Annotated in this window: 26 protein-coding genes; 15 read left to right on the top strand and 11 right to left on the bottom strand. The window is 61.1% G+C overall.

Features of this window, described 5'->3' with window-relative positions:
• Positions 1-62 precede the first annotated feature (62 nt).
• On the bottom strand, positions 63-860 hold the full coding sequence (locus AC4CWF_RS00790; protein ID WP_491283250.1) for an NAD-dependent epimerase/dehydratase family protein: 798 nt from the start codon (positions 858-860) through the stop codon (positions 63-65).
• Between the two features lie 150 nt (positions 861-1,010).
• Here AC4CWF_RS00790 and AC4CWF_RS00785 point away from each other — a divergent pair, with 150 nt between their 5' ends.
• From AC4CWF_RS00785 to AC4CWF_RS00755, 7 genes are all read left to right on the top strand, one after another.
• Positions 1,011-1,763: a FadR/GntR family transcriptional regulator gene (locus AC4CWF_RS00785; protein WP_491283249.1), complete on the top strand. Its 753-nt coding sequence runs from the start codon at positions 1,011-1,013 to the stop codon at positions 1,761-1,763.
• 70 nt (positions 1,764-1,833) lie between these two features.
• Positions 1,834-2,739 carry a 5-dehydro-4-deoxyglucarate dehydratase gene (gene kdgD / locus AC4CWF_RS00780; RefSeq protein WP_491285122.1) on the top strand — a complete coding sequence of 302 codons (906 nt, stop codon included), beginning with the start codon at positions 1,834-1,836 and terminating at the stop codon, positions 2,737-2,739.
• 1 nt (position 2,740) lies between these two features.
• Entirely contained in the window at positions 2,741-3,877 is a 1,137-nt protein-coding gene (locus tag AC4CWF_RS00775) for a mandelate racemase/muconate lactonizing enzyme family protein (protein ID WP_491283248.1), read from the top strand.
• Positions 3,877-4,758, top strand: a complete 882-nt coding sequence (locus tag AC4CWF_RS00770; RefSeq protein ID WP_491283247.1) for an amidohydrolase family protein — start codon at positions 3,877-3,879, stop codon at positions 4,756-4,758. Before AC4CWF_RS00775 ends, AC4CWF_RS00770 begins: the two co-directional genes overlap by 1 nt.
• A gap of 51 nt (positions 4,759-4,809) precedes the next feature.
• Positions 4,810-5,787, top strand: a complete 978-nt coding sequence (locus AC4CWF_RS00765) for a TRAP transporter substrate-binding protein (protein ID WP_491283246.1) — start codon at positions 4,810-4,812, stop codon at positions 5,785-5,787.
• 88 nt (positions 5,788-5,875) lie between these two features.
• Positions 5,876-6,397 (top strand): TRAP transporter small permease, encoded by a 522-nt coding sequence (locus AC4CWF_RS00760; RefSeq protein WP_491283245.1) that lies wholly within the window; start codon positions 5,876-5,878, stop codon positions 6,395-6,397.
• Entirely contained in the window at positions 6,397-7,677 is a 1,281-nt protein-coding gene (locus tag AC4CWF_RS00755) for a TRAP transporter large permease (protein ID WP_491283244.1), read from the top strand. The genes AC4CWF_RS00760 and AC4CWF_RS00755 overlap by 1 nt, the downstream gene beginning before the upstream one ends.
• A gap of 68 nt (positions 7,678-7,745) precedes the next feature.
• Here AC4CWF_RS00755 and AC4CWF_RS00750 read toward each other — a convergent pair whose 3' ends face one another.
• The 4 genes from AC4CWF_RS00750 to AC4CWF_RS00735 all read right to left on the bottom strand — a co-directional run bounded on the left by AC4CWF_RS00750 (position 7,746) and on the right by AC4CWF_RS00735 (position 12,795).
• Positions 7,746-9,944: a TonB-dependent siderophore receptor gene (locus AC4CWF_RS00750; RefSeq protein ID WP_491283243.1), complete on the bottom strand. Its 2,199-nt coding sequence runs from the start codon at positions 9,942-9,944 to the stop codon at positions 7,746-7,748.
• A 137-nt stretch (positions 9,945-10,081) separates the two neighbouring features.
• Positions 10,082-10,975 (bottom strand): helix-turn-helix domain-containing protein, encoded by an 894-nt coding sequence (locus AC4CWF_RS00745; protein ID WP_491283242.1) that lies wholly within the window; start codon positions 10,973-10,975, stop codon positions 10,082-10,084.
• 164 nt (positions 10,976-11,139) lie between these two features.
• On the bottom strand, positions 11,140-11,568 hold the full coding sequence (locus tag AC4CWF_RS00740; RefSeq protein WP_491283241.1) for an RbsD/FucU family protein: 429 nt from the start codon (positions 11,566-11,568) through the stop codon (positions 11,140-11,142).
• On the bottom strand, positions 11,569-12,795 hold the full coding sequence (locus tag AC4CWF_RS00735) for an ROK family transcriptional regulator (protein WP_491283240.1): 1,227 nt from the start codon (positions 12,793-12,795) through the stop codon (positions 11,569-11,571).
• Positions 12,796-13,002: 207 nt separating this feature from the next.
• On the opposite strand from AC4CWF_RS00735, the gene AC4CWF_RS00730 reads away from it, so the two are divergent.
• From AC4CWF_RS00730 to AC4CWF_RS00710, 5 genes are all read left to right on the top strand, one after another.
• Positions 13,003-14,028 carry a sugar ABC transporter substrate-binding protein gene (locus AC4CWF_RS00730; RefSeq protein WP_491283239.1) on the top strand — a complete coding sequence of 342 codons (1,026 nt, stop codon included), beginning with the start codon at positions 13,003-13,005 and terminating at the stop codon, positions 14,026-14,028.
• A 197-nt stretch (positions 14,029-14,225) separates the two neighbouring features.
• On the top strand, positions 14,226-15,311 hold the full coding sequence (locus tag AC4CWF_RS00725; protein ID WP_491283238.1) for an ABC transporter permease: 1,086 nt from the start codon (positions 14,226-14,228) through the stop codon (positions 15,309-15,311).
• Complete coding sequence (locus tag AC4CWF_RS00720; protein WP_491283237.1) at positions 15,311-16,087, top strand: ATP-binding cassette domain-containing protein; 777 nt, start codon at positions 15,311-15,313, stop codon at positions 16,085-16,087. Before AC4CWF_RS00725 ends, AC4CWF_RS00720 begins: the two co-directional genes overlap by 1 nt.
• Before the next feature lie 411 nt (positions 16,088-16,498).
• On the top strand, positions 16,499-16,705 hold the full coding sequence (locus tag AC4CWF_RS00715) for a hypothetical protein (RefSeq protein ID WP_491283236.1): 207 nt from the start codon (positions 16,499-16,501) through the stop codon (positions 16,703-16,705).
• Positions 16,706-16,868: 163 nt separating this feature from the next.
• The gene (locus AC4CWF_RS00710; RefSeq protein WP_491283235.1) at positions 16,869-17,456 is read left to right on the top strand and encodes an invasion associated locus B family protein; all 588 of its coding nucleotides are present in this window, start codon (positions 16,869-16,871) and stop codon (positions 17,454-17,456) included.
• Positions 17,457-17,459: 3 nt separating this feature from the next.
• On the opposite strand, the gene kduD is transcribed toward AC4CWF_RS00710, so the two are convergent.
• The 5 genes from kduD to AC4CWF_RS00685 all read right to left on the bottom strand — a co-directional run bounded on the left by kduD (position 17,460) and on the right by AC4CWF_RS00685 (position 21,854).
• Positions 17,460-18,212 carry a 2-dehydro-3-deoxy-D-gluconate 5-dehydrogenase KduD gene (gene kduD, locus AC4CWF_RS00705; RefSeq protein WP_491283234.1) on the bottom strand — a complete coding sequence of 251 codons (753 nt, stop codon included), beginning with the start codon at positions 18,210-18,212 and terminating at the stop codon, positions 17,460-17,462.
• Positions 18,213-18,222: 10 nt separating this feature from the next.
• Positions 18,223-19,071 (bottom strand): 5-dehydro-4-deoxy-D-glucuronate isomerase, encoded by an 849-nt coding sequence (gene kduI, locus AC4CWF_RS00700; protein ID WP_491283233.1) that lies wholly within the window; start codon positions 19,069-19,071, stop codon positions 18,223-18,225.
• 24 nt (positions 19,072-19,095) lie between these two features.
• Positions 19,096-19,767, bottom strand: coding sequence for a GntR family transcriptional regulator (locus tag AC4CWF_RS00695; protein ID WP_491283232.1), 672 nt, complete (start codon positions 19,765-19,767; stop codon positions 19,096-19,098).
• A gap of 94 nt (positions 19,768-19,861) precedes the next feature.
• Positions 19,862-20,869, bottom strand: coding sequence for an alpha/beta hydrolase family protein (locus AC4CWF_RS00690; RefSeq protein WP_491283231.1), 1,008 nt, complete (start codon positions 20,867-20,869; stop codon positions 19,862-19,864).
• A gap of 85 nt (positions 20,870-20,954) precedes the next feature.
• Positions 20,955-21,854 carry a helix-turn-helix domain-containing protein gene (locus tag AC4CWF_RS00685; RefSeq protein WP_491283230.1) on the bottom strand — a complete coding sequence of 300 codons (900 nt, stop codon included), beginning with the start codon at positions 21,852-21,854 and terminating at the stop codon, positions 20,955-20,957.
• A gap of 336 nt (positions 21,855-22,190) precedes the next feature.
• Here AC4CWF_RS00685 and AC4CWF_RS00680 point away from each other — a divergent pair, with 336 nt between their 5' ends.
• The gene (locus AC4CWF_RS00680; RefSeq protein WP_491283229.1) at positions 22,191-23,642 is read left to right on the top strand and encodes an aldehyde dehydrogenase; all 1,452 of its coding nucleotides are present in this window, start codon (positions 22,191-22,193) and stop codon (positions 23,640-23,642) included.
• A gap of 55 nt (positions 23,643-23,697) precedes the next feature.
• Here AC4CWF_RS00680 and AC4CWF_RS00675 read toward each other — a convergent pair whose 3' ends face one another.
• Complete coding sequence (locus tag AC4CWF_RS00675; protein ID WP_491283228.1) at positions 23,698-24,684, bottom strand: hydrogen peroxide-inducible genes activator; 987 nt, start codon at positions 24,682-24,684, stop codon at positions 23,698-23,700.
• A 93-nt stretch (positions 24,685-24,777) separates the two neighbouring features.
• Between AC4CWF_RS00675 and AC4CWF_RS00670 the strand changes: the two genes are divergently transcribed.
• Together AC4CWF_RS00670 and AC4CWF_RS00665 are read left to right on the top strand one after the other, a co-directional pair.
• A complete protein-coding gene (locus AC4CWF_RS00670; protein WP_491283227.1) occupies positions 24,778-25,011 on the top strand; it encodes a YdcH family protein in 234 nt (77 codons plus the stop codon).
• Positions 25,012-25,149: 138 nt separating this feature from the next.
• Positions 25,150-26,127: a sodium-dependent bicarbonate transport family permease gene (locus tag AC4CWF_RS00665; RefSeq protein ID WP_491283226.1), complete on the top strand. Its 978-nt coding sequence runs from the start codon at positions 25,150-25,152 to the stop codon at positions 26,125-26,127.
• Positions 26,128-26,180: the final 53 nt, after the last annotated feature.

The following is a 26,180-nucleotide window of genomic DNA, read 5'->3' as shown; positions in this document are numbered from 1 at the left end:
CCCTTCCGGCGCAGAGACGGATGCGCCGGAAGAAACACTTTGGCGGACATGACGTCTGGCCGTCACTTTTCCGGGAAGATCGGGTCTTTCACAAAATTGCCGCCCTGATAGACATTAAGCGGGGCAGTCGGATCCTGCTTGCCAAGCTGGGCATCCAGTTCAGCGCGGAAACGTTCCGCATTGTCCTGCGGTTTCCAGCCGAGATAGGCGGCATGGGAATTGTCCCACCAGCGGCTGTCGTTGTTGGAGACACCCCAGATGATCGGGCAGCCCAGCATGGGCGCGCGAAAGATGCATTCGATCATCGAGCGGAAATCGTCATAGGACATCCAGGTCGCCAGCATACGGTGATTGCTGGGTTTTTCCATGCAGCTACCGATGCGCACCAGCGCCGTTTCCTGGCCGAACTTTTCGAAATACATCCGGGCAAGTGCTTCACCAAAACATTTCGACACGCCGTAAAGCCCGTCGGGCCGCATCGGTGCCGTCGTATCGATGTGCTGGTCCTGCCTGTAGAAGCCAACCGTATGGTTGGAACTGGCAAACAGGATGCGCGGATTGCCATTGGCACGCGCGGCTTCATACAGATTGTAGAGCCCGAGAAGATTGGCGTTGAGGATCTTGGAAAACTTGTCCTCGACCGAGATGCCGCCAAGATGCACGATGCCATCGCAGCCCTCGACCAGCCGGTGAACGGCGTCGGCATCGCCCAGATCACACTGCACCAGTTCTTCGTTTTTCCCGGCCGCGCCGAGATCGCTGATATCGGACAGGCGCAGCGTCTCGGCAAGCGGGGCCAGCCGCGTGCGCATGGCCCGGCCGAGCGCACCGGCGGCGCCGGTCATCAACAGTCGTTTCAATGGAACCTCCCTGAATGGTGGGCGGGACAGACTTGTAACCCTACCATGTAAATTTATCATACATGTTGGCAGGCGAGCGTCAACACGATACAGCTAGGAACAAAAGCGACCTGCTTCCGATATCTGGGAGCCGCGCAAGAAGAGGGACACATGACACCGACCACGAAGGAACGGGCCTCAGGCGGCTCCGTCACGCTGGCGGCCCGGCTGGGCGACACCCTGCGTCAGGCCATTCTTGCCGGCCAGTTCACGCCGGGCAGCAAACTGCCGAGCGAGGCACAGCTTGGCGAAACCCATGGCGTCAGCCGCACCGTCGTGCGTGAGGCGATCGCTGCCCTTCGCGCCGACAAGCTGGTGGAAGCCCGCCAGGGTGCCGGCGTCTTCGTGCTCGATCTTCCAGGCCCCATGACACCGAGCCCGATGTCGATTGACAATATCGACCATGCCAGGGTGTCATCCGTCATCGAGTTCCTCGAATTGCGCACCGCCGTCGAGGTGGAAGCGGCAGGGCTTGCAGCGCTTCGCCATTCGCCGGCGCAGGAAGAGATCATCCTCGACTGTCATTATGCCGTGCAGGCAGGGCTAGAGGCGGGAACGCCAACGAGCGACGCCGATTTTGCCCTGCATCTGGCCATCGCGGAAGCCACCAACAATGCCCGCTTCCGCGATTTCCTGTCGATGATCGGCAAAAGCGTCATTCCCCGTGCAGCCCTGCGCAACGAGGAAAGCGAAGCCGATCAGGCGGCCTATATCAAGCTGATCATGGACGAGCACAACGCCATCGTGGTGGCGATTTCGGCCGGCGATGAAGAGGCCGCGCGTGAAGCCATGCGCCGACATTTGCGCGGCAGCCAGGCGCGCTATCGGGCGCTCTTGCGCGAGAAAAGGCAATTCGTCCGATAAGTTATTGACACTTGTATGTCATATATGTACGACAAATAACGGAGGAACATCTACAGAGGAAAATTCCATGATGACGCCACAAGAGATCAAGGCGGCGCTCGGCGCTGGCCTTCTGTCTTTCCCCGTGACCCATTTCGATGCGGAAGGTCAGTTTCAGCCGGAAAGCTATCGTCGCCATGTGGAGTGGCTGTCGGGTTATGACGCCCCGGTTCTGTTTGCCGCCGGCGGCACCGGCGAGTTCTTTTCCCTGTCTCCCGATGAAATTCCGGGTATCGTCAAGGCCGCCAAGGAAGCAGCCGGCGATACGGCCATTGTCTCGGGCTGCGGTTTCGGCAGCCATGTCGGCGTGGAACTAGCACAGTCGGTTGAAAAAGCCGGCGCTGACGGCATCCTGCTTCTGCCGCATTATTTGATCGATGCGCCGCAGGAAGGCCTCTACCAGCACGTCAAGAAGATCTGCCAGTCCGTCGGTATCGGCGTGATGGTCTATAACCGTGATAATTCGGTGCTCTCGGTCGACACGTTGAAGCGCCTGTGTGACGAGTGCCCGAACCTCGTCGGCTTCAAGGACGGCACCGGCGATATCGGCCTGGTGCGTCAGGTCACCGCCACGATGGGCGACCGCCTCACCTATCTCGGCGGCATGCCGACGGCGGAACTTTTTGCCGAAGCCTATCTCGGCGCCGGCTTCACCACCTATTCGTCAGCCGTGTTCAATTTCGTGCCCGGTCTTGCAGTTGAATTTTATAAGGCACTGCGCGCCGGCAACCGCGAGCGCTGCGAAGAGATCCTGCGCGACTTCTTCTATCCGTTCATGGCCATCCGCAACCGTCGCAAGGGTTATGCCGTCGCTGCCATCAAGGCCGGCGTGCGCCTGCAGGGTTTTGATGCGGGCAAGGTTCGTCCGCCGCTCGATGACCTGACGCGCGAGGAAGAAGACATGATGCTCGCCCTTATCGGTCCCTGGAAGCGTTAAGATGAAGATCGTCGCAGTTCGCACCCATCTTCTGGAGCACAAGCTCGACGTTGCCTTCGAAAGCGCCTCCATGCGCTTTGACCGGCGCGCCCATGTTCTGGTGGAGATCGAATGCGACGACGGCACGACCGGCTGGGGCGAATGCCTCGGGCCGGCGCGTCCGAACGCCGCCGTGGTGGCGACCTATGCCAACTGGCTGATCGGCGAAAATCCGCTTGAAAACGAAAAGATCTGGGCGCGGCTCTACAATGCGCTGCGCGACCAGGGCCAGCGGGGCCTGACGATTACGGCGCTGTCGGGCATCGACATGGCGCTGTGGGATATCAAGGGCAAGCATTTTGGTGCGCCGATCTCGATCCTGCTCGGCGGGCGCTTTCGCGAAAGCGTCCGCGCCTACGCCACCGGCAGCTTCAAACGTGACGGTGTGGACCGCGTCGAGGACAATGCCCGCGATGTGGCGCGCTACTGGTCGGAGGGGTTTCACGCCACCAAGATCAAGATCGGCTTTGGCGTGGAGGAAGACCTTCGCGTGGTGCGGGCCGCACGCGAAGCGGTCGGTTCCGACATGCGCATCATGGTCGATGCCAACCACGGTTATGATGCGGTGGAGGCTATCCGCTTCGGCCAGGCCGCCGCAGAACTCAACCTCGACTGGTTCGAGGAGCCGGTGGTGCCGGAACAGCTGGCCGCCTACCGCGAGGTGCGCGCCCGCCAGCCCATTCCGGTTGCCGGCGGCGAGACCTGGCATACACGCTGGGGCATGAAAGAGCCGGTGGAGACGCGCTGCGTCGACATCCTCCAGCCCGATCTTGCCGGCGTCGGCGGTTTTACCGAAGCCAAGCGCGTGGCGGATCTGGCAGCGCTGCATGGCGTGCGCGTCGTGCCGCATGTCTGGGGAACGGCGGTCCATATTGCCGCAGCCCTCCAGTTCATGGCGGCCATGGTGCCAAGCCCGGTGCGCGTCAACCCGATCGAGCCGATCCTGGAATTCGACCGCACCGACAATCCGTTCCGCCAGGCCATCATCAAGACACCGATCGAACATGTGAACGGCGTGGTTTCCATTCCGAACGGCCCCGGCCTCGGCATCGAAATCAACCGCGACGCGCTTGCCGAATTCAAGATGGGAGACGCCTGATGCTGGTTCGCCCGCTCTCCGGTGAAAAGCCTGCAATAACCCTGCCGAAGGGCAGCGTCGATACGCAGATGCACATGTATCTGCCGGGTTATCCATCGCTTCCGGGCGGCCCCGGCCTTCCCGCCGGCGACCTGCCGACGCCGGCGCAGTACCGCCAGTTGATGGCCTGGCTCGGCATCGACCGCGTGATCATCACGCAGGGCAATGCCCAGCAGCGGGACAATTCCAATATCATCGCCTGCCTTGCCGAGATGGGGGAGGTGGCGCGCGGCGTAGCAGCCGTTGGCGCCGATGTGTCCGATGAAGAACTGGACACGTTGGAAAAGGCCGGTGTCGTCGGCCTTCGCATCATGGACCTGCCGGGCGGTGCCACCGATCTTTCAGCGCTGGAAGCACTTGATGCCAAGGCGGCCGCACGCGGCTGGATGCTCGCCGTGCAGTTCGACGGCAGCAAGATCCTCGAGCATGAGCCGCGTCTTGCAGCGCTGAAATCGCGCTGGGTTTTCGATCATCACGGCAAGTTTTTCGATGGCGTGACGCCTGACAGCCCGCAGGTATCGGCCACACGGCGTCTGATCGATGCCGGCAATTGCTGGTTCAAGTTTGCCGGCGTCTACGAAAGCTCAAAAAGCGGCGGCCCTGATTATGCCGACGTCGCAGCCGTTGCCCGCACGCTGGCGGCCCATGCCCCGGAACGCATCGTCTGGGGCACCAATTGGCCGCACAACCTGGCGCGCGAGCAGAAGGATTACCCCGACGACGCAAGCCTGCTGGAAACCGTTCTCAGCTGGTTGCCTGACGATGCAGCGCTTCAGCGCGCCCTCGTCGACAACCCGGAGGAGCTGTTCGGCCTGCCGGCGTTTCGGGAAAAGACTGCATAAAGACTGCCGCCGGGGCAGGAGGCTTCGGCGTTTCACCAAGTGGAGGACATCATGAAACTAACGAAGATCCTGGGGCTGGCCCTTTGCCTTGCCATGAGCACGACCCTTGCCGCACAGGCGCAGGAAATCAGCCTGCGTTCCGCCGACATCCACCCGGACGGTTATCCGACGGTGGAAGCGGTCAAGTTCATGGGTCAGCTGATTTCCGAGCGCACCAATGGCCGCATCAAGGTGCAGGTCATGCCCAGTTCCGTACTCGGGTCTGAAAAAGACACGATCGAGCAGACCCGTTTTGGCGTCATCGATCTCAACCGCGTCAATGCGGCCCCGTTCAACAACCTCGTCAAGGAAACCGTGGTTCTCGGCATGCCTTTCCTGTTCCGCTCGACGGAACACATGCACAAGACCGTCGATGGTCCGATCGGCGATGAAATCCTTGCCGCCTTCGAACCGCATGGCCTGATCGGCCTCACCTATTACGATTCCGGTGCGCGCTCCTTCTACACCACGAAAAAGCCGATCGAAAAGCTCGCCGACCTCAAGGGCATGAAGATCCGCGTGCAGCAGTCCGATCTCTGGATTGCCATGATGCAGGCCTTTGGCGCCAACCCGACGCCGATGCCGATGGGCGAAGTGTATTCCTCGCTGGAAACCGGTGTCGTCGATGGCGCTGAAAACAACTGGCCGTCCTACGAATCGGCGCGTCACTTCGAAGTGGCGAAGAACTACACGCTGACGGAACATTCGCTGAACCCGGAAATCCTCGTGATGTCCAAGATCAGCTGGGACAAGCTGAAGCCGGAAGACCAGAAGATCGTTCGTCAGGCCGCCAAGGAATCCACCGTCAAGATGCGTGAACTCTGGACGGCACGTGAAAAGACGTCCGAAGAAAAGGTGCGGGCTGCCGGCGTCAACGTCATCAAGGTGGACAAGTCGGAGTTTTCCGCAGCCATGAAGCCGGTCTACGACAAGTTCGTCACCGACGAAAAGCTGAAGGGCCTGCTCGAGCGTATCCAGGCCGTGAAGTAATCAAGAAACAAGGGCCGGCAGGTGAAAACCTGCCGGCCCTTTTTGCTGACATGCGCATCGCAGAATAAGCGCAGGAGGACTTGGGGAAATGAGAAACTTCATGCGGGCCATCCGGCCGGGCCTTACGGCCCTCAGCCGTCTATCACTCTATATCGCCGGCGCCGGCATCGTTGCCATGACCATGATCGTCGGCTGGCAGGTGTTCGGCCGTTATGTGCTGAACGATTCGCCCAGCTGGTCAGAGCCGCTGTCGCTCTACCTGATGTCCTGGTTCATCATGCTGGGCGCTGCCGTCGGCGTGCGCGAGAGCGTGCATCTGGGGCTCGATATCCTGCGTTATGCCATGCCCGTTCCCGTACAGAAGGCGATGGACCTCGTGAGCCTCGGGCTGGTCGCCCTGTTCGGCATCGCCATGGCCTATTACGGCGTGCTTTTGGCCAAGGGCACATGGACCGCAACCATTCCGGTTCTCGGCTGGCCGGGCGGCGTGGACTTCTTTCCGCTGGTGGTGGGTGGCGCGATGATTGCGCTGTTTGCCGCTGAACGTTTCATTGACGTGGCACTGGGCGAAGAGATTGCTGCCCATGCCGACGTGGCGGAGATTGTCTGATGGCCTATACCATTCTTTTCGGATCTTTTGTCGCCCTGATGCTGATCGGCATGCCGATCGCGTTCTGCCTTGGCATCGCCTCGGTCGCGACAATCCTTTACATGGGGCTTCCCCCCATCGTCATTTTCCAGCAGCTGAATTCCGGCATGAACGTGTTTGCCATGATGGCCATTCCGTTCTTCATCTTTGCCGGTGACCTGATGGTGCGCGGCGGTATTGCCGCACGGCTTATCCGCTTTGCAGCCGGTATCGTCGGCCATCTGCGCGGCGGCCTTGGCCAGGTCAACATCGTTGCCTCCACCCTGTTCGGTGGTATTTCCGGCTCGGCTGTCGCCGATGCCTCGGCCGTTGGCGGCCTGATGATCCCGCAGATGGCAGCGCGCGGTTATGACCGCGGTTACGCCGTCAACGTCACCGTCAATGCGGCCATCATCGCCCTGATGATCCCGCCCTCGCACAACATGATCCTGTATTCGATCGCAGCCGGCGGCAACGTGTCGGTCGCCGATCTCTTCACCGCCGGCATCATTCCAGGCATCCTGCTTGCGGCAGCGCTGATGATCACGGCCTATGTCGTTGCCGTGCGCCGGGGTTATCCCTCCGAACCTTTCCCGGGCTTTTCGAAGGTTGCCTATTATCTCGTCTCGGCCTTTCCAGGCATTCTTCTCATCGCCATCATCTTTGGCGGCGTGCGCTCGGGCGTATTTACGGCAACGGAAAGCTCGTGCATTGCGGTTCTCTATGCCTTCCTCGTGGCCATGCTGGTCTATCGCGAACTCGACTGGCACGGTTTCGTCGAGGCTGTCATGGGGGCGGTTCGCACCACGGCCATGGTGCTTCTCGTCATCGGCACGGCTGCCGCCTTTGCCTGGCTGATGGCCTTCCTGCAGGTGCAGCAGCTGATGATCGGCGCAATCGGCGCGATCTCGGACAATCCGATCATCGTGCTTCTGGTCATCAACATCATCCTGCTGCTGCTCGGCACCTTCATGGACATGGCGCCGCTCGTTATCATCTCGACGCCGGTGCTTCTGCCTGTCGTCAAGGCATTTGGTGTCGATCCCGTGCATTTCGGCGTGGTGATGATCCTGAATGCCGGCATCGGGCTCAACACGCCACCGGTGGGAACGGTGCTCTTCGTCGGCTGCGCGGTCGGCGGCATCTCCATCCGTGAAGCCATGAAAACCATCTGGCCCTTCTTCGGGGCAAGCGTCGCGGTGCTGATGCTGGTGACTTATATCCCGGCGCTGTCGCTCTGGCTTCCCAGCCTGTTTCGCTGAACTACCATCCAGACAAAAAAATGCCGGCGGATCGCTCCGCCGGCGTTTTTTATGGGAGATTTTTCGCGTTACCAGCTCTTGCTGAGCTTCACGACCACGGTGCGGGCATCGCCATAACCGCAGGTCGCGGTTCCCGCGCAACCCTTGACGTATTCCTTGTCGAAGAGGTTGCTGACGTTCACCGAACCTTCCCAGCCGTTCTTCTTGTAGCGAATGGCCGCATCAAACACTGTGGCATCGGGCACTTTCAGGGTGTTTTCGCGGTTCGCCCAGCTTTCCCCCTGATACCGGACGCCGGCACCAAGGCTCAAACCTTCGAGCGCCGGCACCGGCACGGCATAATCCACCCAAAGCGAGGCCTGCACATCCGGCACCAGATAGGGGCTCTCGCCGACATAGGCGGCCACGATATCCTTCTTCACCTCGAGATCGGTATAGGTGAAGCTGCCCAGCAGCTTCCACTGGTCATCGAGGTTCACCTTGCCTTCCAGCTCGATACCGCGCGACTCGACTTCGCCGATCTGGCTGGAGAGGAACGTGCCGGGATCGGTCACCACGACATTCTGTTTGGTGAGATGGAAGAGCGAGGCGGTAAACAGGCCGTCGATAAAGCTCGGCTCGTATTTGACGCCCACTTCATACTGCTCACCCTCCTCCGGCTTGTTATAGGGCGTGCTGCTGACGGCAATCACCGGATTGAAGAAGCTGGCAAAGCTCACATAGGGCGTCACGCCATTGTCGAACTCGTAAGCCAGACCGGCGCGGCCGCTGAAGGCGCTGTTCGAATAGTCGTAGGTGCTGTCCTGCGTCGGCGACCAGTAAGTCGGGCCATTGTGGGTGGAGGTTTCCACGTGGTCGTAACGGCCGTTCAGCGTCACCAGAAAGCCATCCCCAAAACGGATCTGGTCCTGCGCGTAGATACCGAGCTGCTTCTGGGTGATCACCTGGTTGCTGTAGGAATTGTTGGCCGGCTGCGGCACGCCGTAGACGGGGTCGCTGGCGCTGATCGGCGTGCCCGTGGTGGAGGCCTGATAATTGTAAAGCTCATAATATTTGTAATCGAGGCCAACGAGCAACTGATGCGACAGCGGACCCGTCTCGAACTCGCCTTCCAGGCGGTTGTCGATGAGGAACGTGTCGACCTTGGAAGTCTGCTGGAAGCCGAGACGGTTCAGCTGGAAATCGGCGGTTGCCGGCTGGCTGACGGAGCCGAGGGTGGGGTCGTACCAGCCATAAAGATACGGCGCGTTTTCGTGCTTGTAGAGATGCGCATAACGCGCATTCTGCGACAGTTTCCAGCCGCTGTCGAATTCGTGCTCGACCTCGTAACCGACCATTTCCTGGTTATAGACGCCGGTGTCGATATCGGGTTCGCCGTAAAAGGCATCGCGCTTGATCTTGCCAAAGCCCGGCACGGATTCGACGGTGCCGTAATACGGGAAGAAACCATTGCCGACATGCACCTGATCAAGCCCGGCAAAGGAACCCCAGAGGGTGACCTTGGTGGCCTCATCCGGCGAAACCGTCAGCTGCGGCATGATGAAACCGCGGAAGTCGTGCGAGAAATCCGAATAATTGTCGCCGCCGGCGACCTTGCCGGTCAGCCGGTAGCTCATCGTGTCGCTGGAGCCGACGGCATCGGAGACATCAAAACCAAAAAACGCGTTACCATTGCTGTTGATACCGGTTTCCGTATAGGCGAGCGGCTCATCCATCGGACGTTTCCGCACGAGATTGACGAGACCGCCGGCATTGGCGCCGCCATAAAGAACCGAAGCCGGGCCTTTCAGCACTTCGACGCGCTCCAGCATGAAGGGATCAATCTGGAAACCGCCGAAACCATAGGCATAAAGATTGAGGCCATCGTAGAACATGCCGGTCTGCGTGGCATCGAAGCCCCTGATATAGAGCCAGTCGGTGTCGGCATCATTGCCGAAGGGGGCAGCCGTCACACCTGCAGTATAGGCCAGCGCCTCGTCCACCTTGTTGGTGATGCCGCGATCATCCAGCTCCTCGCGCCCGACGACCGAGACCGATTGCGGAATGGCTGAGAGATCGGCACCGGTCTTTGCACCAGCGGTGGATTTGCGGGCCACATATCCCTTCACCGGTCCGTTGGCACCGCCATCACCTGCCACCTGCCCTTCCACCAGAACAGGATCCAGCACGATGGCCTGTTGTGCGTGTACAGGCTGAGCCGCCATGAACCCCGCAAGGGCAATTCCGGCCTTCAGGCTCGCGTTCCGTCTTGTCTTATCGATCATCATGGTGCCCCAAATCCCCCGTGCGTTCGACCGCCACATAATATGAGCAAATAACTCAATTTATAGGATGAGGCTTGGCCAGCACGGCAGGAATTGAACATTCTTGGGAAAGATGCAGGTGTCGGGCGACACAAGGGCAATCAAACCCGTGTCTTGCGCCAGCGCGCCGGCGTCGTGCCGACATACTGGCGAAAGACCCGGGTGAAATGGGCCTGATCGGCAAATCCGGTTTCGGCAGCAATTGCGTTCAAGGGTAACCTGCCGTTTTCCAGCAGCTGTTTTGCCCGTTTCAGCCGTTCGCGCATCTGCCATTGATGGGGTGCAACGCCGGTGGCCGCCTTGAAGGAATGGCTGAACTGCGAGGCTGAAAGCCCGGTGAGCTGCGCAAGTTCGTCCAGCCGCACGCTGCGCAGGCAATGGGCTTCCAGATAATCCGTCGCGCGGCGCAATTGCCAGGAGGCAAGCGCCGTTCGTGCCCGGCGATGCGGCTTTTCCAGGTTGAGCACGGAGATGATCAGGGAGAGAGCAAGCCCGTCGCCGTAGAGATCATGCAGCGGCGCCGCATTGGTGCATTCGGATGCAATCAACCGGGCAAGGGCCATGGCCCGCTCATCGAAAAACATCAGCCTGGGGTCATCCAGCCGGCGCGGATCGAGATCATCCATCAGCCGGCTGCGGATCACATCGGCGTCGAAATGGATGTCGAGGTGGCGCACGCTACGGATATCGGTAAAATCCAGCCACAGATCCATGCCGGCCGGCACAAAGGAAATCGGGCTGTCCTTGGGGTTCTGCAGGCTGCCGGCCGCACGAGCTGAACGGCGCACCGTCTGGCGTCCCTGTCCCTGCGCTCTGCCTTCGGTATCGAGCAGAATGAAAATGCGGGGATCGCGCGCGGTATAGTGTCCGCCCGCATAGGCTGCGCATTCCACATCCCAGACATCACAGACGAGACCGTTCCAGCTTCGCCGGGCAAAGCCGTCACCGACGGAAAAACCCTCGATCGAATTGGACATCCGGGGCTGGAAATTCATGGGAGGCCGAGGATCGCAGATAAGTGGACAATTAAAGTCTCCTATCAGCAAGTCACCCGCGATGCAATTATGCCGTCAAAAGCACAGCTGCTGGCTCTAAAGGCCGTTCGCCCCTATCGCGAGGCGCTGCTGCAGGTCCGCCAGTGCAGCAGCGCCTCCTCTCCTCATGGATAGATGACGCCTTTTCTGAGAATGACATTGCCGTAAAGGCGCGGCTCGCTGGTCTGCACCACCGTATGAGCAGCTTTGACGCGCGGATAAAACTCCGGCCCGAGCAGAGCCACGACAGGCTGCCCCGGTTCATGTTTGCTGCAGCAGGCAATCACCTCTTCATGCACGGGATCAAGAGCATCGCGATCCTTTCCGACTGTCGAGCGGAAAATCGCTTCGGGCACAAAATCATCGATTGGCATGACGGAGAGAATGGCGTCGAGAACGGCAATCAGTCCATGGCCATCCAGACGCACCAGCCGCTTTGCATGCTCAAGCCCCGGATAGTTTCCGTCGACGATAGCAATTTCATCGCCGTGGCCCATGGCACGAAGTGTTGCCAGAAGATCGGGACTGAGGATCGGGTTGATGCCCTTCAGCATTTATGAAAGCTCCTTGAACAATATGCTTTGGTCGGTGAGATAACGGGCAAAGATCGGCAGGCTTGCGCCGCCAATGGCACGCGCCTGCGCGCCCACTGCCCCCTCGATGATATCGGGAATGATGACACCCTGCAGATCGAGCTTGGCGACGGCCTCGACCGTGGCCTTGACGATGCGGGCCCGCACCCATCCCGGAAATCCGCCATCGATGACGGCAGCGCCGAAATCGATCACGGAAGCGGCAGCCACGATCGCCTGTGCCAGCGCATCGGCGGTATCGCGGATCCAGATCTCCAGCGGCTCGCCGAAGTCGATCCACTCATCGGCGGAATACCACAGGGGCTGCGGATCGATACCGCGCTCCAGCAGCAGCTTTTCGAGAACGAAAATCGAGGCAATGTCGAGAAGCTGGCGGTTTTCGCCCTGGCCACCGCGCACCGGAAGCGGCCCAAGCGCGCCGGCAGTGCCGCTGCGGCCGGAAAAAACCTCGGAATTCAGCACGATGCCGCCGCCGATGAACGAGCCGATGAAGAAATAGACGAAATCCGGATAGGAGGGGCCGACACCGAAAACAAGCTCTGCACCGCAGGCGCTGGTGGCATCGTTCTGCAGGTAGACCGGATAGCGGATGTGTTCGGACGCCTGCGCATGCAGGTCAAACTGGCGCCAGGCATCCATGGCGCCAGGCGGCGCTCCCACTTCCTCGGCCCAGTTCCACAGTTCGAAAGGTGCAGCAATGCCGACGCCGGCGATCTGCGCGCGCTCGTCAGGGCTCATCTCGCCCTCGAGCCGGTCGATGCCGGACAGAATGATCGACATGATTTCGTCAGGCCTCGGATAGGCATAGGTTTGGCGCACGCGCCGCCGGATTTTCCCGATGAAATCCATCAGCACGACATCGGCGCTGCGCCGACCGATCTTCACACCGAAGGAAAACACCGCATCCGGATTGAGCCGCATCGGGATCGACGGCTGGCCCACCTTGCCGCGTATCGGTTCGCCGCGCAAAAGCAGGCCATCTTTTTCCAGCGCACGCATGATCACCGACACGGTCTGCGCCGAAAGGCCCGTGCGCCGCGTGATATCTGCCTTGGACAGCGACCCGTGCAGACGCACGAGTGACAGCACAAGGCGCTCGTTATGCGCGCGCACGCGAACCTGGTTCGATCCCCCGGCAGAGGGAACAGACGGCGGCAGACCCGAAGGCTGATTTCCATGGATCGTCATGGCTACCCCTCCCTCAGGTATCCAGTCTCCTCGCCCAAGAAAGTAGCAGCGCGAATTAATAAATCAATCGGAATTAATTATTGACAGGCCTTGCGGGGTTTGATCTTAATGGGGCGGTAAAGGCACGGGCGACTTGGAGGAGGCGTCTGGTCACTCGATCTGGTCCGGTGCCTGGCCATCAGCGCTTACACTCTGGGAGGAGCCCCAATGAAAAAGAGCATCATTACCGCCGCATTCGCAACGCTTGCCATGGGCGTCGTTTTCGCCGCTCCTGCATCGGCCGCCGACGTTTCGGCCTGCCTGATCACCAAGACCGACACCAACCCCTTCTTCGTCAAGATGAAGGAAGGTGCCACCGCCAAGGCCAAGGAACTCGGCGTCACGCTGAAGTCCTACGCCGGCAAGATCGATGGTGACTCCGAAAGCCAGGTCGCTGCGATCGAAACCTGCATTGCCGACGGCGCAAAGGGCATTCTGCTGACCGCCTCCGACACGGCCGGCATCGTTCCTGCCGTCAAGCAGGCGCGTGACGCCGGTCTTCTCGTTATCGCACTCGACACGCCGCTTGACCCGGTCAATGCTGCTGACGCAACCTTTGCGACAGACAACCTGCTGGCCGGCGAACTGATCGGCAAGTGGGCGGCCGCAACACTTGGCGACAAGGCCAAGTCTGCCAAGGTCGCCTTCCTGAACCTGACCCCGTCGCAGCCTTCGGTTGACGTCATGCGCAACCAGGGCTTCATGAAGGGCTTTGGCATCGACGTCGTCGACATCAACAAGATCGGCGATGAAAAGGACCCGCGCATCGTGGGCCATGACATCACCAACGGCAATGAAGAAGGCGGCCGCACGGCCATGGAAAACCTTCTCCAGAAAGACCCGTCCATCAACGTCGTCCACACCATCAACGAACCGGCTGCTGCCGGCGCCTATGAAGCGCTGAAGGCTGTCGGCAAGGAGAAGGACGTGCTGATCGTGTCGGTCGACGGCGGTTGCCCCGGCATCAAGAACGTCAAGGAAGGCATCATCGGCGCGACCTCGCAGCAGTATCCGCTGCTGATGGCGGCTCTCGGCATCGAGGCCATCAAGAAGTTCGCTGATACCGGTGAAAAGCCGAAGCCGACCGAAGGCAAGAACTTCTTCGATACCGGTGTTTCGCTCGTGACCGACAAGCCGGCCAAGGGCGTTCCCTCGATCGACACCAAGGAAGGCACTGCAAAGTGCTGGGGTTGATCCTTAACCACTCTTGATTGCCAAGAACGAAGGGCGGCGACAAGCCGCCCTTCTGACAAGCCGCCAACCGCACCATGCGCGGGCCGGTCGCTTCGCTGACGATTGAAAGTATCAATTTCATCGCCGACATGCCGCAGGACGAAAATTCCTCCGGTCGGCCCTCGCATCCTCGGGAGAGGCAATAGGGAGGAAAATCAATGAGCGAGCCACAAGCCGCCAGCAAGAAACCCCATCTCGAATACGAAACCGTGCTTTCGGGCAGCGCAACGCAGGTTGCCCAGTTCGACGGCCACGACAAGACGCCGTTGCAGAAGTTTCAGCACTTCCTGCATTCGAGCCCGGCCGCCGTTCCGCTGATCGTCCTCCTGCTATCGGTCGCGATTTTCGGCACACTCCTCGGCTCGAAATTCTTTTCCGCCTTTGCGCTGACGCTCATCCTGCAGCAGGTGGCCATTACCGGCATTATTGGGGCGGCACAGACGCTGATCATCCTGACGGCCGGCATCGACCTCTCGGTTGGTGCCATCATGGTTCTGTCCTCGGTGGTCATGGGCCAGTTTGCCGTCAACTATGGCATTCCGACACCGCTTGCGATCCTCGCCGGTTTTGCCACGGGCGCCATCTGCGGTTTCATCAACGGCGTCCTGGTGGCGCGCGTCAAGCTGCCGCCGTTCATCGTGACGCTTGGCATGTGGCAGATCGTTCTGGCGACCAACTTCCTCTATTCGGCCAATGAAACGATCCGTTCGCAGGATCTGGAAGCGCAAGCACCGCTTCTGCAGTTCTTCGGCTACAATTTCCGCATCGGCGGCGCAGTCTTCACCTATGGCGTGGTCGCGCTGGTGCTGCTGGTCGCTGCCCTCTGGTATGTGCTCAACCGCACCGCTTGGGGCCGCCATCTTTATGCGGTCGGCGATGATCCTGACGCAGCAGAGCTTGCCGGCGTCAACGTCAAGAAGATGCTGATTTCCGTCTACACCCTGTCCGGCCTCATCTGCGCGCTCGGCGGCTGGGCTCTTATCGGCCGTATCGGCTCGGTCTCCCCGACCGCTGGCCAGTTCGCCAATATCGAATCCATCACGGCTGTGGTGATCGGCGGCCTGTCGCTGTTCGGCGGGCGCGGCTCCATCATGGGCATGCTGTTCGGCGCTCTTATCGTCGGTGTCTTTGCCCTTGGCCTTCGCCTCATCGGCACAGACCCGCAATGGACCTATCTCATGATCGGCGTGCTGATCATCGCAGCTGTCGCCATCGACCAGTGGATCAGAAAGGTAGCAGGCTAATGGCTCAGGAACCCATTCTTTCGGCACGCGGCCTCGTCAAGCGCTACGGCCGGGTGACGGCTCTCGACCGGGCGGATTTCGATCTCTATCCGGGCGAGATCCTGGCGGTCATCGGCGATAACGGTGCTGGCAAATCCTCGCTGATCAAGGCGATCTCCGGCGCGGTTCATCCCGATGAAGGCGAGATCACGCTGGAAGGCAAAACGATCAACTTCCGCTCGCCCATCGAGGCGCGCAAGGCCGGCATCGAAACCGTCTACCAGAACCTTGCCCTGTCGCCGGCACTCTCCATTGCCGACAACATGTTTCTCGGCCGCGAAATCCGCAAGCCGGGGATCATGGGCAGCGTGTTCCGCTCTCTCGACCGTCCGGCCATGGAAACCTTCGCCCGCGAAAAGCTCTCCGAGCTTGGCCTGATGACGATCCAGAACATCAACCAGGCAGTGGAAACGCTGTCCGGTGGCCAGCGCCAGGGCGTAGCGGTGGCACGCGCCGCAGCCTTCGGCTCCAAGGTCATCATCCTTGACGAGCCGACGGCAGCGCTCGGTGTCAAGGAAAGCCGGCGCGTGCTGGAGCTGATCCTCGACGTGCGCTCGCGCGGTATCCCGATCGTGCTCATCTCGCACAACATGCCGCATGTCTTCGAAGTGGCGGACCGGATCCACATCCACCGTCTCGGACGGCGCCTCACCGTGATCAATCCGAAGGATTACACGATGTCTGATGCCGTGGCGTTCATGACCGGAGCAAAGTCTCCGGAACAGCTGGCCGCCTGAAACAACGCACCAGCCAATTGGGCCGCACCGGTTGACGGACCGGTGCGGCCTTTTCGCGTTCCGCAGTGCGTTTGCCGAAAGCCGGCGATGGGACGCAAGGCCGCCGGACACTACCGCTGCAACCGGATCGTGCGCCTCAAAGAACATTGCCGCAAATCAACACAGTTGGCATCGCAACTGCGCGCCTCATGTAATGCAGCATCCGAATGCGGATCTTATCTGATAAAAACTGTCATATTAAACGCCACGTTTTTTTAAAAATATGACTATTCCTCCTTCTATACAACATATCACCAATGATTAAATCGTCTTGCGGCGGTTTCATTCTCAGTGTCATATCGTTTTAACAATCTATACACGCGGACCACCAAAGGGTCCTCGTGTCGAACAATGGCATCGGGAGGAAACGGCATGTCCAACACAGTCATCGAATTCTACGGCGCTGTTCGCCGCGATCCCTTGACGATGTCGCAGCTTGCCAGCGCACCGGACCTGCCGACCTTCATGACAATGTTCATTGAGGAAGGATCACGGCGCGGCTTCGATCTGACCGAGGAGATGATCGAGCAGGTGGTTGGCCGGATCGAAAGGCGCCCGCGCGCCGTCAACGACAACTGACACTGCGCACCCTGCGGGACGGACACCCTGATCCGACCCACCTATTCAGATCCCTCACCCGCAATAAATCCGGTTTTAGCGACATCCGGTCGATCATCAGGCTTGAAGCGCGCAGACAGTCGTGCGAACGGCAACCGCATTATCCCAAGCCACGCGGGCCGTCATGATGACATCAACCGGAACCACATCGAGCGGGCGCCCTGCCCCCTTCTTTCTTTTGCGCCAATCGGCGCTGCGCTCCTGTTTGCCCCTCGCCCTTATGCTGGCTCTTGCCGCACCCTGCGCGGCGCCAGCTGCCGAACTGCCGGGCGGCGTCGGATCGCTTATGGAAAATTTTGGCGACTGGGTGGTGGCCTGCCGGGCGCAGAACGGCGTTTCCGGCTGCGTGGTTCGCCAGGTGCAGACCAAGGGAGACAAAGGCCAGCAGATGCTGACGGCCGAACTGCGCAACCTTTCCGGTGGCAAGGTGGATGGCGCGCTGCTGGTGCCTTTTGGGCTTGCGTTGGCGCGTGGCGTGACGGTGAAGGTGGATGAGGGTGCCGGTGAGGCGCGGTTTGACTTTTCAACCTGTCTGCCCGGTGGCTGTCTTGTGCCGGTGAAGTTCGACGCGGCAACAGTCACGGCGATGACATCGGGCACGTCCCTTCGGCTTTCCGCAACAGCACTTGCCACGGGCGAAACCGTTGCGATGCGGATTTCGCTGAAAGGGCTTTTGGCAGCGCTGTCACGCGCTGCCGAGCTTGCGCCTTAACGGTCAGCGCGCCAGCCAGCCGCCATCGACCGCCAGCACCTGGCCGGTGACATAACCGCTGGCCGGGGACGTCAGGAACAGGACAGCGGTATCGAGATCGGACGGATCACCCCAGCGCCCGACAGGGATACGCTCGAGGATCGAGCGGCTGCGATCCGGATCGTTGCGCAGGGCCTCGGTGTTGTCGGTATCCATATAACCGGGCGCAATGGCGTTGACGGTGATGCCCTTCGGCGCCAACTCGTTCGCCATCAGCTTTGTAAGCCCCGCCACCGCATGTTTGCTCGACGTGTAAGATGCGACGCGAATGCCGCCCTGGAAGGACAGGAGCGAGGCGATGTTGACGATGCGCCCGGCAATACCCTTGTCCAGCATGTGACGCCCCACCGCCTGCGACAGGACAAAGGTGCTCTTCAGGTTGATGTTCATCACATCATCCCAATCCTGTTCCGAAAAGGCGGTGAAATCGGCGCGACGGATCTGGCCGGCATTGTTGACGAGGATGTCGATATTGCCGCTCGCGGTCAGCCCCGTCACCACGTCGGCAAGGCCGGAGGGATCGGCAAGATCGTGGATCACCTCTTCAAAGCGGCGCCCGAGCGCCTCCACCTTTGCCTTGGTGTCCGGCATCGGGCGTGAGCCGAGCGCCACGATATCGGCCCCTGCCCGCGCCAGGGCCAGCGCAAGCCCCTGGCCAAGGCCGGTGCGCGCGCCGGTCACCAGCGCGCGTTTTCCCGTGAGATCAAACAGGTTCATGGCCAAATCCTCACTTCAGGTCCTTCATGGGCACAAAATCCATGTCCGTGAACGACTGGTTGTCGCCTGCCATGCTCCAGATGAAGGCATAGGAGGCCGTGCCGGAACCGCAGTGGATCGACCACGGCGGCGAAAGGACCGCCTGCTCGTTGCGCATGATGAGATGGCCGGTTGCCTGCGGGCGACCCATCAGGTGAACGACAAAAGCTTCTTCCGGTATCTCGAAATAGACATAGGCTTCCATACGCCGGTCATGCAGGTGTGCGGGCATGGTGTTCCACACACTGCCCGGCTCAAGCCGCGTCAGGCCCATCAGCAGCTGGCAGGTCGGCAGAACCTTCGGGTGGATATACTGGTAGAGCTTGCGCTTGTTGCAGGTCGCCTGATCGCCGAGATTGTTCTCGATGGCATCCGTCTTCAAGATGATGCGCGAGGGGAAGGTTGCGTGCGCGGGCACGCTGTTGATGTAGAATTTTGCCGGAGCAGACGCATCCACGCTCTCGAACGAAATCTCGCGTACGCCCATGCCGAGATAAAGCCCGTCCTGAAAATCCAGTTCATAGGTGGTGCCATCGGCAATTACCTTGCCCTTGCCGCCGATATTGATGAGGCCTAGCTCGCGCCGTTCCAGCAGGAAATCCGTGCCGACGGTCTTTGCGAGATCGGCACCGACAGACAGCGGTGCAGACGTCGGCATGGCGCCGGCAATCAGCATACGGTCGTAATGAGTATAGGCGGCATTGATCTCGCCTTCCGCAAACAGCGTTTCGATCATGAAGTTTTGGCGCAGTTCAGCGCCGGACATGGCTTCGGACTGGCTGTAATGCACCGCGTGGCGGGTTTCGATCGTCGTGGTCATCTGGGTCTTCTCTCCCTGGTGTCGTTATTCGAAAAGGTCCGGGTGCTCTGCCTCAAGCCTTGGCAGGTCATGCAGCAGTTCGCAGAGGTGCGCGGTCATGGCGGCACGCGCCGCCGTCTCGTCACGCTGATCGATAGCCGCCACGATGGCGCGGTGTTCCTCGATCAGCTTGGCAAGGGTGTCGGGCGCATGCAGCGAAAGGCAGCAGGCGCGGTCGATATGGGCCTTCAGGTCTTCCACCACAGCCCAGGCCATCGGCAGGCCGGCGCCTTCCGCCAGCGCCTTATGGAAGAGATCGTCGTAACGGCGGAATTCGGCGCGGTTGCCGCTCTCTGCGGCCCGCGCCTGCTCTTTCAGGCAATCATCCAGCCGCTGGCGCGCGTGAAAATGGAAGGCATTGCAGGCGGCCTTGACGATTGCCGTCTCGATGGTCTCGCGGATGAAGGCCGCCTGCATCAGCTTGGAGACGGAAATCTTGGCCACCACGGCACCGCGCTGCGGCAGGATCTCGACAAGCCGGCTTTTTGCGAGCGCGATCAGCGCCTCGCGGCCCGGCTGGCGGGAGGAGCCATAACGTTCGCCGATCTCCTGTTCGGAAATGCGCGCGCCGGGCGAGAGCACCAGCGTCAAAATATCGCCGCGCAACTGCCGCTCCACCTTGTGCGCCATGCTTTCCGATGCCGTCTTGACACTCATGCGCGATCCCGAACCGTTTTTTTGCGTACACTTCCATACAATAACATACGACATGATTCAACCCGCCGGAGTTTGATGAACCGGCGCCGTATGGTCAGGGAATGTCGGCGGAGAGCAAAGCGTGGCGGAACTGACCGGGCACCGCACCATCCCGCAGGAAGGTCAGCGCCAGCGGCCAGAGCGCATCGCGAAAGCGATCATGAAAAAAGGCGAAATGGCCGACCGAGGCGTGGCCGATATCGCCGGGCGCAAGATGCAGATGCTGTCGGTCCGCAGTCTCGAAATAAGCCAGCAGCCGGCGCACGGCCGGGATCGTGCCATGGGGATCATCCGACAGGCTGATAGCGAGGATCGAGGCCGTGACGTTTCGAAACCTCTTGCGCAAGACATCAGGGTCGTGTCTACCTCCGCTTCGATCCTGCCGGCAGACGGTGTCCTCGAAGCGGGCCTTCATGCGGCTCCAATTGCGCGCGACGCCTTGCGGCGTGTCCTCCATCCAGCCGAGGCGCTTGGCCGGGAAATAACCGAAGATCGCCGTGAGAACAGGCATGACCACGTGCCATTTCCACAACATGCGCCACCGCTGTTCCGGCGCATAATCACGCCAGTGGGCATATTGCGAGCCGACGGTGACGATGCGGCGCAGACGGTGGTTGGACGGCGCAAGGCCGAGCGCAAAGCCGCCGATGGAATGGGCAACGACATCCACCGGGCGCCCGGGAAAGCGCAGCGCGAGAAAACCAAGCGCCGCTTCGACGTCCTTTTCGCCCCAATCCACCCAATCGGCCTCAAGACCGCGCATCTGCTGGGGCCGCGACTGGTCGATGCCGCGATAATCAAAGGTCAGCACGTCAAAGCCATTGTCGAAGAGATAGGTGGCAAAGCGCTGATAATAGCGGCAGCGCACGGAGGTGGCGGAGGCGATGAGAACGACAGGTCGATCGGGTTGCGTTTCAGCGGCCTGCCAGAGAAAGCCACCCAGCCAATAGCCATCGGCAGCGGCAAAGCGAACCGGAATGCCTGCCTGCACCGCCCCGTGTCCGGCCCCGGCGCCGCCCGCGGTCCAGTTCGCCTGCACCCCCTCTTCGGTCGAAGATGTCATCTGTCGCTCCTTTGCCTGCCAAGGTAGAGGAGCGTTGATGCGAGGCAAGTTGAGCGAAAGTCTAACGGAGCGCGTCCCTGCCCCCTCAGGGCCAGGCGGCATAACTTGTATCGGCCGCCAGCCGCTTCTGCTTTGGCCCGGCACGGTGGGTGCGCGGAGAAACGCCGGCAACGCGCTTGAAAAAGCGGCTGAAATAGGCGGCATCCTTGAACCCCAGCGCATCGGCGATTTCGGCAATCTGCAGGGAAGACCCATCGAGCAGGATGACAGCTTCCGCCACCAGCCGGCCATGGATGAAATCGAGCGGTGTGCGGCCGGTGGCGCGCCGGATGGCCGTGTTCAGCCGGTCCGGTGTCACGCCCAGCGTTCGCGCATAATCCGGCACCGTCCAGTGGTCGCGCACATGCAGGTCAACAAGCTGCACGAAACTTCGCACGATGACGCGCGGCGACGGCTTTGGCGTTTCCCCGACAGGCGCTGCCAGGCGCCAGACGGCAATCAGCAGCAGCGACAGGTGATGGCGAATGGCCTCCTCGGCGCCTGCCATACCCGCGGAAATCTCCTCCTCGATCAGCCGGATGGTGGCAAGGATCCGTCTCGAGGCGGCAAGGGTGACGCGCTGGCCAAGAATGGGCCGGGAAATGGCGTCACGCACCTGCGCGAAGACGGCGCCTGCCGGCATGGCGGCACCGAGTGTCTGGTCGGGAATGGCCAGCATGCCGCCATCGGCACCGGCCTCAAGTGAAAGCGTGGCGCTTTCGCCAGCTGGAAGCCACAGGATCAGCGGCGCCACCAGTGGCTGGCGGCGGCGGGAGGTGACGATGTCTCCCGCTCCCGATGACAGCACGAAGAGCCGGCTGCGGGTGCCGCGCAGGGTCCATTCGTTGCGCGACAGCGAGCCGCCGAACAGTTGCGCATCGGTGGCTGACGGCGGCTGGATCCGCGGTGACGCCTGACCTCCCGAACTCTTGATCGCGTCTGGCATACGGCTCTCCCCTCATCTGTGAAAAGTACAAGTTTCTCCTCTAATTGTCTATTTGGTGCGCGCGCTCCTCGCGCTACTGTCTGCCGGTCAACACGCGGACGCGCAGGAGGAGATGCGATGCCGCGCCTGAAAAGGGAGGCCGATCAGGGTTGGCACGGGAGGTTTGTCATTCAAGACATCACGTTGGCCGCAGGATCAATGTGCCGGCCGGAAGGCTATGGCGCGGCATTCACCTGCGCCTGAACTTCGTGATATCGCCTTGAAGAAAGCGCCCGATCACGCGGCCATGGCCGCGACACCGCGCAACAGTTTTGGGAAGAGAAAAGGAAGAACCACATGACCGTTCTGGGTTTCAAGATCAACAATGCCGAAGTCGAGGCCATTGACGGGCGCAGCTTCACCCGCCTGAACCCGATTTCGGGTGAGGTGGCAACCGAAGTCTCGGCCGCCTCCGTGGAAGATGCGCGCGCGGCTGCCAATGCTGCCGCCAAGGCGTTTCCCGCCTGGTCCGCCACCAACCCCGCCACACGCCGCAAGGTGCTGATGGCGGCTGCTGACCGCCTGCAGGAAAAGGCCCCGCAATTCGTGGAAGCCATGGCCGCCGAAACCGGCGCCACCGCCGGCTGGTCGATGTTCAACGTGATGCTGGCTGCCGACATGCTGCGCGAAGCAGCCTCCATGACGACGCAGATCAGTGGCGAAGTCATCCCGTCCAACCGTCCGGGCACGCTTGCCATGGCGGTGCGTCAGCCGGCCGGTGTCATCCTCTCCATGGCGCCGTGGAATGCGCCGGTCATTCTGGGCGTGCGCTCGCTGGCGCTGCCGCTTGCCTGCGGCAACACGGTGGTGCTGAAGACCTCCGAAATTTGCCCGCGCACCCATCGCCTCATCGTCGATGCCCTGCATGAGGCCGGCCTGCCGGAAGGCGTGCTGAACGCCATTTCAAATGCCCCGGAAGATGCCGGCGAAATCGTCGAGGCGCTGATTGCGCATCCGGCCGTGCGCCGCATCAACTTCACCGGCTCCACCCGCGTCGGCCGCATCATTGCCGAAACGGCCGGCCGTCACCTGAAGCCGGCGCTGCTGGAACTGGGCGGCAAGGCCCCGTTCGTCGTGCTTGACGATGCCGATCTGGATGAAGCTGTCGCAGCCGCTGCCTTCGGCGCCTACATGAACCAGGGCCAGATCTGCATGTCGACGGAGCGCGTCATCGTCGACGACAAGATTGCCGACCAGTTCGTTGCCGCCCTTTCCGCCAAGGTCGCAACCTTGAAAGCCGGCGATCCCGGCAAGGGCGATACCCCGCTCGGTTCGGTGGTCGATGCCCATGCCGCCCAGCGCTTGGACATGCTGGTGCGCGATGCGGTGTCGAAGGGCGCCGTCCTTGCCGCCGGCGGCACGTTCAACGGCACCATCGTTGATGCGATCCTGCTCGACCGCGTGACGCCTGCCATGCGCATCTATGGTGAGGAAAGCTTTGGTCCGGTTGCCAGCATCGTGCGCGTCGGCTCCGTGGACGAAGCCGTGCGTGTGGCAAACGATACCGAATACGGCCTTTCGGCTGCCGTCTTCGGCAAGGATGTCAACCGCGCCATGGCGGTTGCGCGCCGCATCGAATCGGGCATTTGCCACATCAACGGCCCGACCGTGCATGACGAAGCGCAGATGCCGTTCGGCGGCACCAAGGCCTCCGGTTACGGTCGCTTCGGCGGCAAGGCCGGCATCAACGAGTTCACCGAACTGCGCTGGCTGACCATCCAGGACGGCCACCTGCATTACCCGATCTGATTGTTTTGATACCCGCTCTTGCCTATCCCCTAACGGGCAAGAGTAGGTGATACTGTCATTTCGGGACGACCGAAAAGGACCTGGCTGTCCCAGCAGTCAGGTCCTTTTCATGTCGTGGCTCTTCGCCGCCAATGATCATCTGGTCGGTCACCACCGCTGACGCCAGCACCGTCAACTGGCGAAAATGAGCAGCGCGCGCGCTCGTACGGCGCCAGAAGAAACCGATCTCGCGGCGCGCCGGCCAGTCCTCGATCGATAAAAGCGCGATATTGGCGCCTCGGGTGAATTCCGAGCGCACGTACAGCTCGGGAAACAGCGACAATCCCATCTCGATCGACACCATCTGGCGCAGCGCGTCGAGGCTCGTTCCCTCGTAATCCTCCAGCATGATTGCCCCGGAAAGGGCTGCGAGTTCGCGAACGTTTTCAAGAAGACGGTGGCCGCGCCCGAGCGTCAGCAACTGCTCGCCCTTCAGCTCCTTCAGCGTGACCGAAGGCCGCTCTGCAAGCCGATGGTTGCGCGCCACACCCAAAAAGATCTGCTCGATGCAGATGCCCTCGAAGGCGAACGCCGCCTCATCCTGCGGACGCTGGCCAAGCGCGCAGTCGATGGCGCCGCTGCGCACCTGTTCTTCCAGAAGGGCAGGCCGGTCCTCGCGCACATGCAGGCGAAGGGCGGGGTAACGCCCGTGCAGACTCGGCAGAAAGGACGGCAGAAAATAGGGTCCGAAGGTGGGCACCACGCCAAGCCGGATCAGCGAACCGAGATTGTCGCGGCCGGCAGAGGCGAGCGTAACGATGTCATCCAGCGTTGCCAGCACGGATCTTGCCGCAGCCGCCACCTCTGAGCCGATGGCAGACAGTTCGATGGCACCGGGCGTGCGCTCGACAAGACTGACACCCAGCTGTTTTTCGAGAAGCGCGATCTGCACCGAAAGCGTCGGCTGCGACACATGGCAAAGCTCTGCCGCCCGACCGAAGTGCCGGGCGGTGTCGAGGGCAACCAGATATTCGAGCTGTCGGTGCGTGGGACGAAAGGCCATGGCGATAGAGAATAACTATCGCTTTAATTCTGTCAATGAATTGGAACTATCGATCTCGGTCCGGCATAGATGTTTTCAGAAAGGAGACGACCCATGAACCCCTTGTTGAAGGCGCTGAAATCCCGCCACCGGATTATTGAAGACCGGATCCATACAGAGCAGAAGTCACCGGCGCCGGACAGCCTGCGCATCATGGCTTTGAAAAAGATCAAGCTGCGGATGCGTGAGCAGATCGAGTTTCTCCAGCGCGCCGGCCATTCGAGCACACATCCGGGTGAGACATCGAGGATCCGTTCGCCGCGACGCCCCCGCCTGTCCTACGTTTAAACCTGCTGAAACATCCCTTGGCACCATCCTGATAACAGGCTCGGCGGGCACGCGCCGTAACGCTTGCCCGCCAGTTGAAGGCGAGACGATCCCCATCGTCTCGCCTTTTTTTGACGCCTCAATTCAGGAATTTCCATCATGGATGTGTTCTTTTCAATTGCGCAGCAGAACATGCTGTCTGCGCCGATCCTCTTCTTCGTGCTGGGTTTTGCCGCAACGCTTGCCGGCGGCAACCTAAGCCTGCCGGATGCGGTCTCGCGTATGCTGGCGCTTTATCTGATGCTGGCCATCGGCTTCAAGGGCGGCGCAGCGCTGACGGAAACCACCGCGCATGGCGAGTTCGCATTACTTCTGGTCGCCGGCATAACACTTTCCGCACTCACACCGCTTCTCGGCTACGGCCTGCTTGGCCGGGTCAGCACGCTGCCGCCCATTGAACGCGCCGCCGTGGCCGCCCATTACGGTTCCATTTCCGTCGTCACCTTTGCGGCCGCCTCCGATGCACTCACACGGCTTGGAATTGCCTCGGATGGTTTCATGGTGGCCGTGGCGGCAGCTATGGAAACGCCGGCGATTTTCTGCGCGCTGCTGCTGATCTTCCGTCGCAACACCCCGCAGGCCGAGGATGCCGCCAAGCGGAAATCGGCGCTGGTCGAGGTCTTTCTCAACGTTACCATCGTCATCCTCCTCGGCTCCTTCCTGATCGGCCTTCTGACGGGAAAAAGGGGCATGGCGGAAATGTCCGGCTTTATCGTCGATCCGTTCCGCGGCGCGCTCTGCCTGTTCCTGCTCGATCTCGGCACCAAGGCCGCCTCCGGCCTGCGCAAGAGCTGGCAGGAGATGAAGCCGCCGCTGCTGATCTTTGCCATCGCGATGCCGCTTGCCGGCGCCCTGCTTGCAGCAGGTCTTGCCACGCTCGTTGGCGCCTCCACCGGCAATACGGCTCTGCTGATCACCCTTGCCGCCAGCGCCTCCTATATTGCCGCCCCCGCCGCCATGCGGATTGCCGCACCGGAGGCCCGCCCGGCGATCTATCTCGGCCTGTCGCTCGGCATCACCTTTCCGTTCAACCTGATCATCGGCCTGCCGATCTACTTTGCCCTCGCCGGCATCTGAGACCTCCAAATGCCCGGGCAGCCTGCAGATGCTGTGGCAGTACTTCAGCGCCG

Source organism: Neorhizobium sp. PAMB6630 (assembly GCF_058242775.1).
The sequence above is the reverse complement of the archived record's forward strand: the minus strand, read 5'-3'. Positions and strand labels throughout refer to the sequence as shown.

Coding starts and splice junctions, on each gene's coding strand:
- AC4CWF_RS00785 (WP_491283249.1), top strand. CDS start 1,011: ATGACACCGACCACGAAGGAACGGGCCTCAGGCGGCTCCGTCACGCTG.
- kdgD (WP_491285122.1), top strand. CDS start 1,834: ATGACGCCACAAGAGATCAAGGCGGCGCTCGGCGCTGGCCTTCTGTCT.
- AC4CWF_RS00775 (WP_491283248.1), top strand. CDS start 2,741: ATGAAGATCGTCGCAGTTCGCACCCATCTTCTGGAGCACAAGCTCGAC.
- AC4CWF_RS00770 (WP_491283247.1), top strand. CDS start 3,877: ATGCTGGTTCGCCCGCTCTCCGGTGAAAAGCCTGCAATAACCCTGCCG.
- AC4CWF_RS00765 (WP_491283246.1), top strand. CDS start 4,810: ATGAAACTAACGAAGATCCTGGGGCTGGCCCTTTGCCTTGCCATGAGC.
- AC4CWF_RS00760 (WP_491283245.1), top strand. CDS start 5,876: ATGAGAAACTTCATGCGGGCCATCCGGCCGGGCCTTACGGCCCTCAGC.
- AC4CWF_RS00755 (WP_491283244.1), top strand. CDS start 6,397: ATGGCCTATACCATTCTTTTCGGATCTTTTGTCGCCCTGATGCTGATC.
- AC4CWF_RS00750 (WP_491283243.1), bottom strand. CDS start 9,944: ATGATGATCGATAAGACAAGACGGAACGCGAGCCTGAAGGCCGGAATT.
- AC4CWF_RS00745 (WP_491283242.1), bottom strand. CDS start 10,975: ATGAATTTCCAGCCCCGGATGTCCAATTCGATCGAGGGTTTTTCCGTC.
- AC4CWF_RS00740 (WP_491283241.1), bottom strand. CDS start 11,568: ATGCTGAAGGGCATCAACCCGATCCTCAGTCCCGATCTTCTGGCAACA.
- AC4CWF_RS00735 (WP_491283240.1), bottom strand. CDS start 12,795: ATGACGATCCATGGAAATCAGCCTTCGGGTCTGCCGCCGTCTGTTCCC.
- AC4CWF_RS00730 (WP_491283239.1), top strand. CDS start 13,003: ATGAAAAAGAGCATCATTACCGCCGCATTCGCAACGCTTGCCATGGGC.
- AC4CWF_RS00725 (WP_491283238.1), top strand. CDS start 14,226: ATGAGCGAGCCACAAGCCGCCAGCAAGAAACCCCATCTCGAATACGAA.
- AC4CWF_RS00720 (WP_491283237.1), top strand. CDS start 15,311: ATGGCTCAGGAACCCATTCTTTCGGCACGCGGCCTCGTCAAGCGCTAC.
- AC4CWF_RS00715 (WP_491283236.1), top strand. CDS start 16,499: ATGTCCAACACAGTCATCGAATTCTACGGCGCTGTTCGCCGCGATCCC.
- AC4CWF_RS00710 (WP_491283235.1), top strand. CDS start 16,869: ATGATGACATCAACCGGAACCACATCGAGCGGGCGCCCTGCCCCCTTC.
- kduD (WP_491283234.1), bottom strand. CDS start 18,212: ATGAACCTGTTTGATCTCACGGGAAAACGCGCGCTGGTGACCGGCGCG.
- kduI (WP_491283233.1), bottom strand. CDS start 19,071: ATGACCACGACGATCGAAACCCGCCACGCGGTGCATTACAGCCAGTCC.
- AC4CWF_RS00695 (WP_491283232.1), bottom strand. CDS start 19,767: ATGAGTGTCAAGACGGCATCGGAAAGCATGGCGCACAAGGTGGAGCGG.
- AC4CWF_RS00690 (WP_491283231.1), bottom strand. CDS start 20,869: ATGACATCTTCGACCGAAGAGGGGGTGCAGGCGAACTGGACCGCGGGC.
- AC4CWF_RS00685 (WP_491283230.1), bottom strand. CDS start 21,854: ATGCCAGACGCGATCAAGAGTTCGGGAGGTCAGGCGTCACCGCGGATC.
- AC4CWF_RS00680 (WP_491283229.1), top strand. CDS start 22,191: ATGACCGTTCTGGGTTTCAAGATCAACAATGCCGAAGTCGAGGCCATT.
- AC4CWF_RS00675 (WP_491283228.1), bottom strand. CDS start 24,684: ATGGCCTTTCGTCCCACGCACCGACAGCTCGAATATCTGGTTGCCCTC.
- AC4CWF_RS00670 (WP_491283227.1), top strand. CDS start 24,778: ATGAACCCCTTGTTGAAGGCGCTGAAATCCCGCCACCGGATTATTGAA.
- AC4CWF_RS00665 (WP_491283226.1), top strand. CDS start 25,150: ATGGATGTGTTCTTTTCAATTGCGCAGCAGAACATGCTGTCTGCGCCG.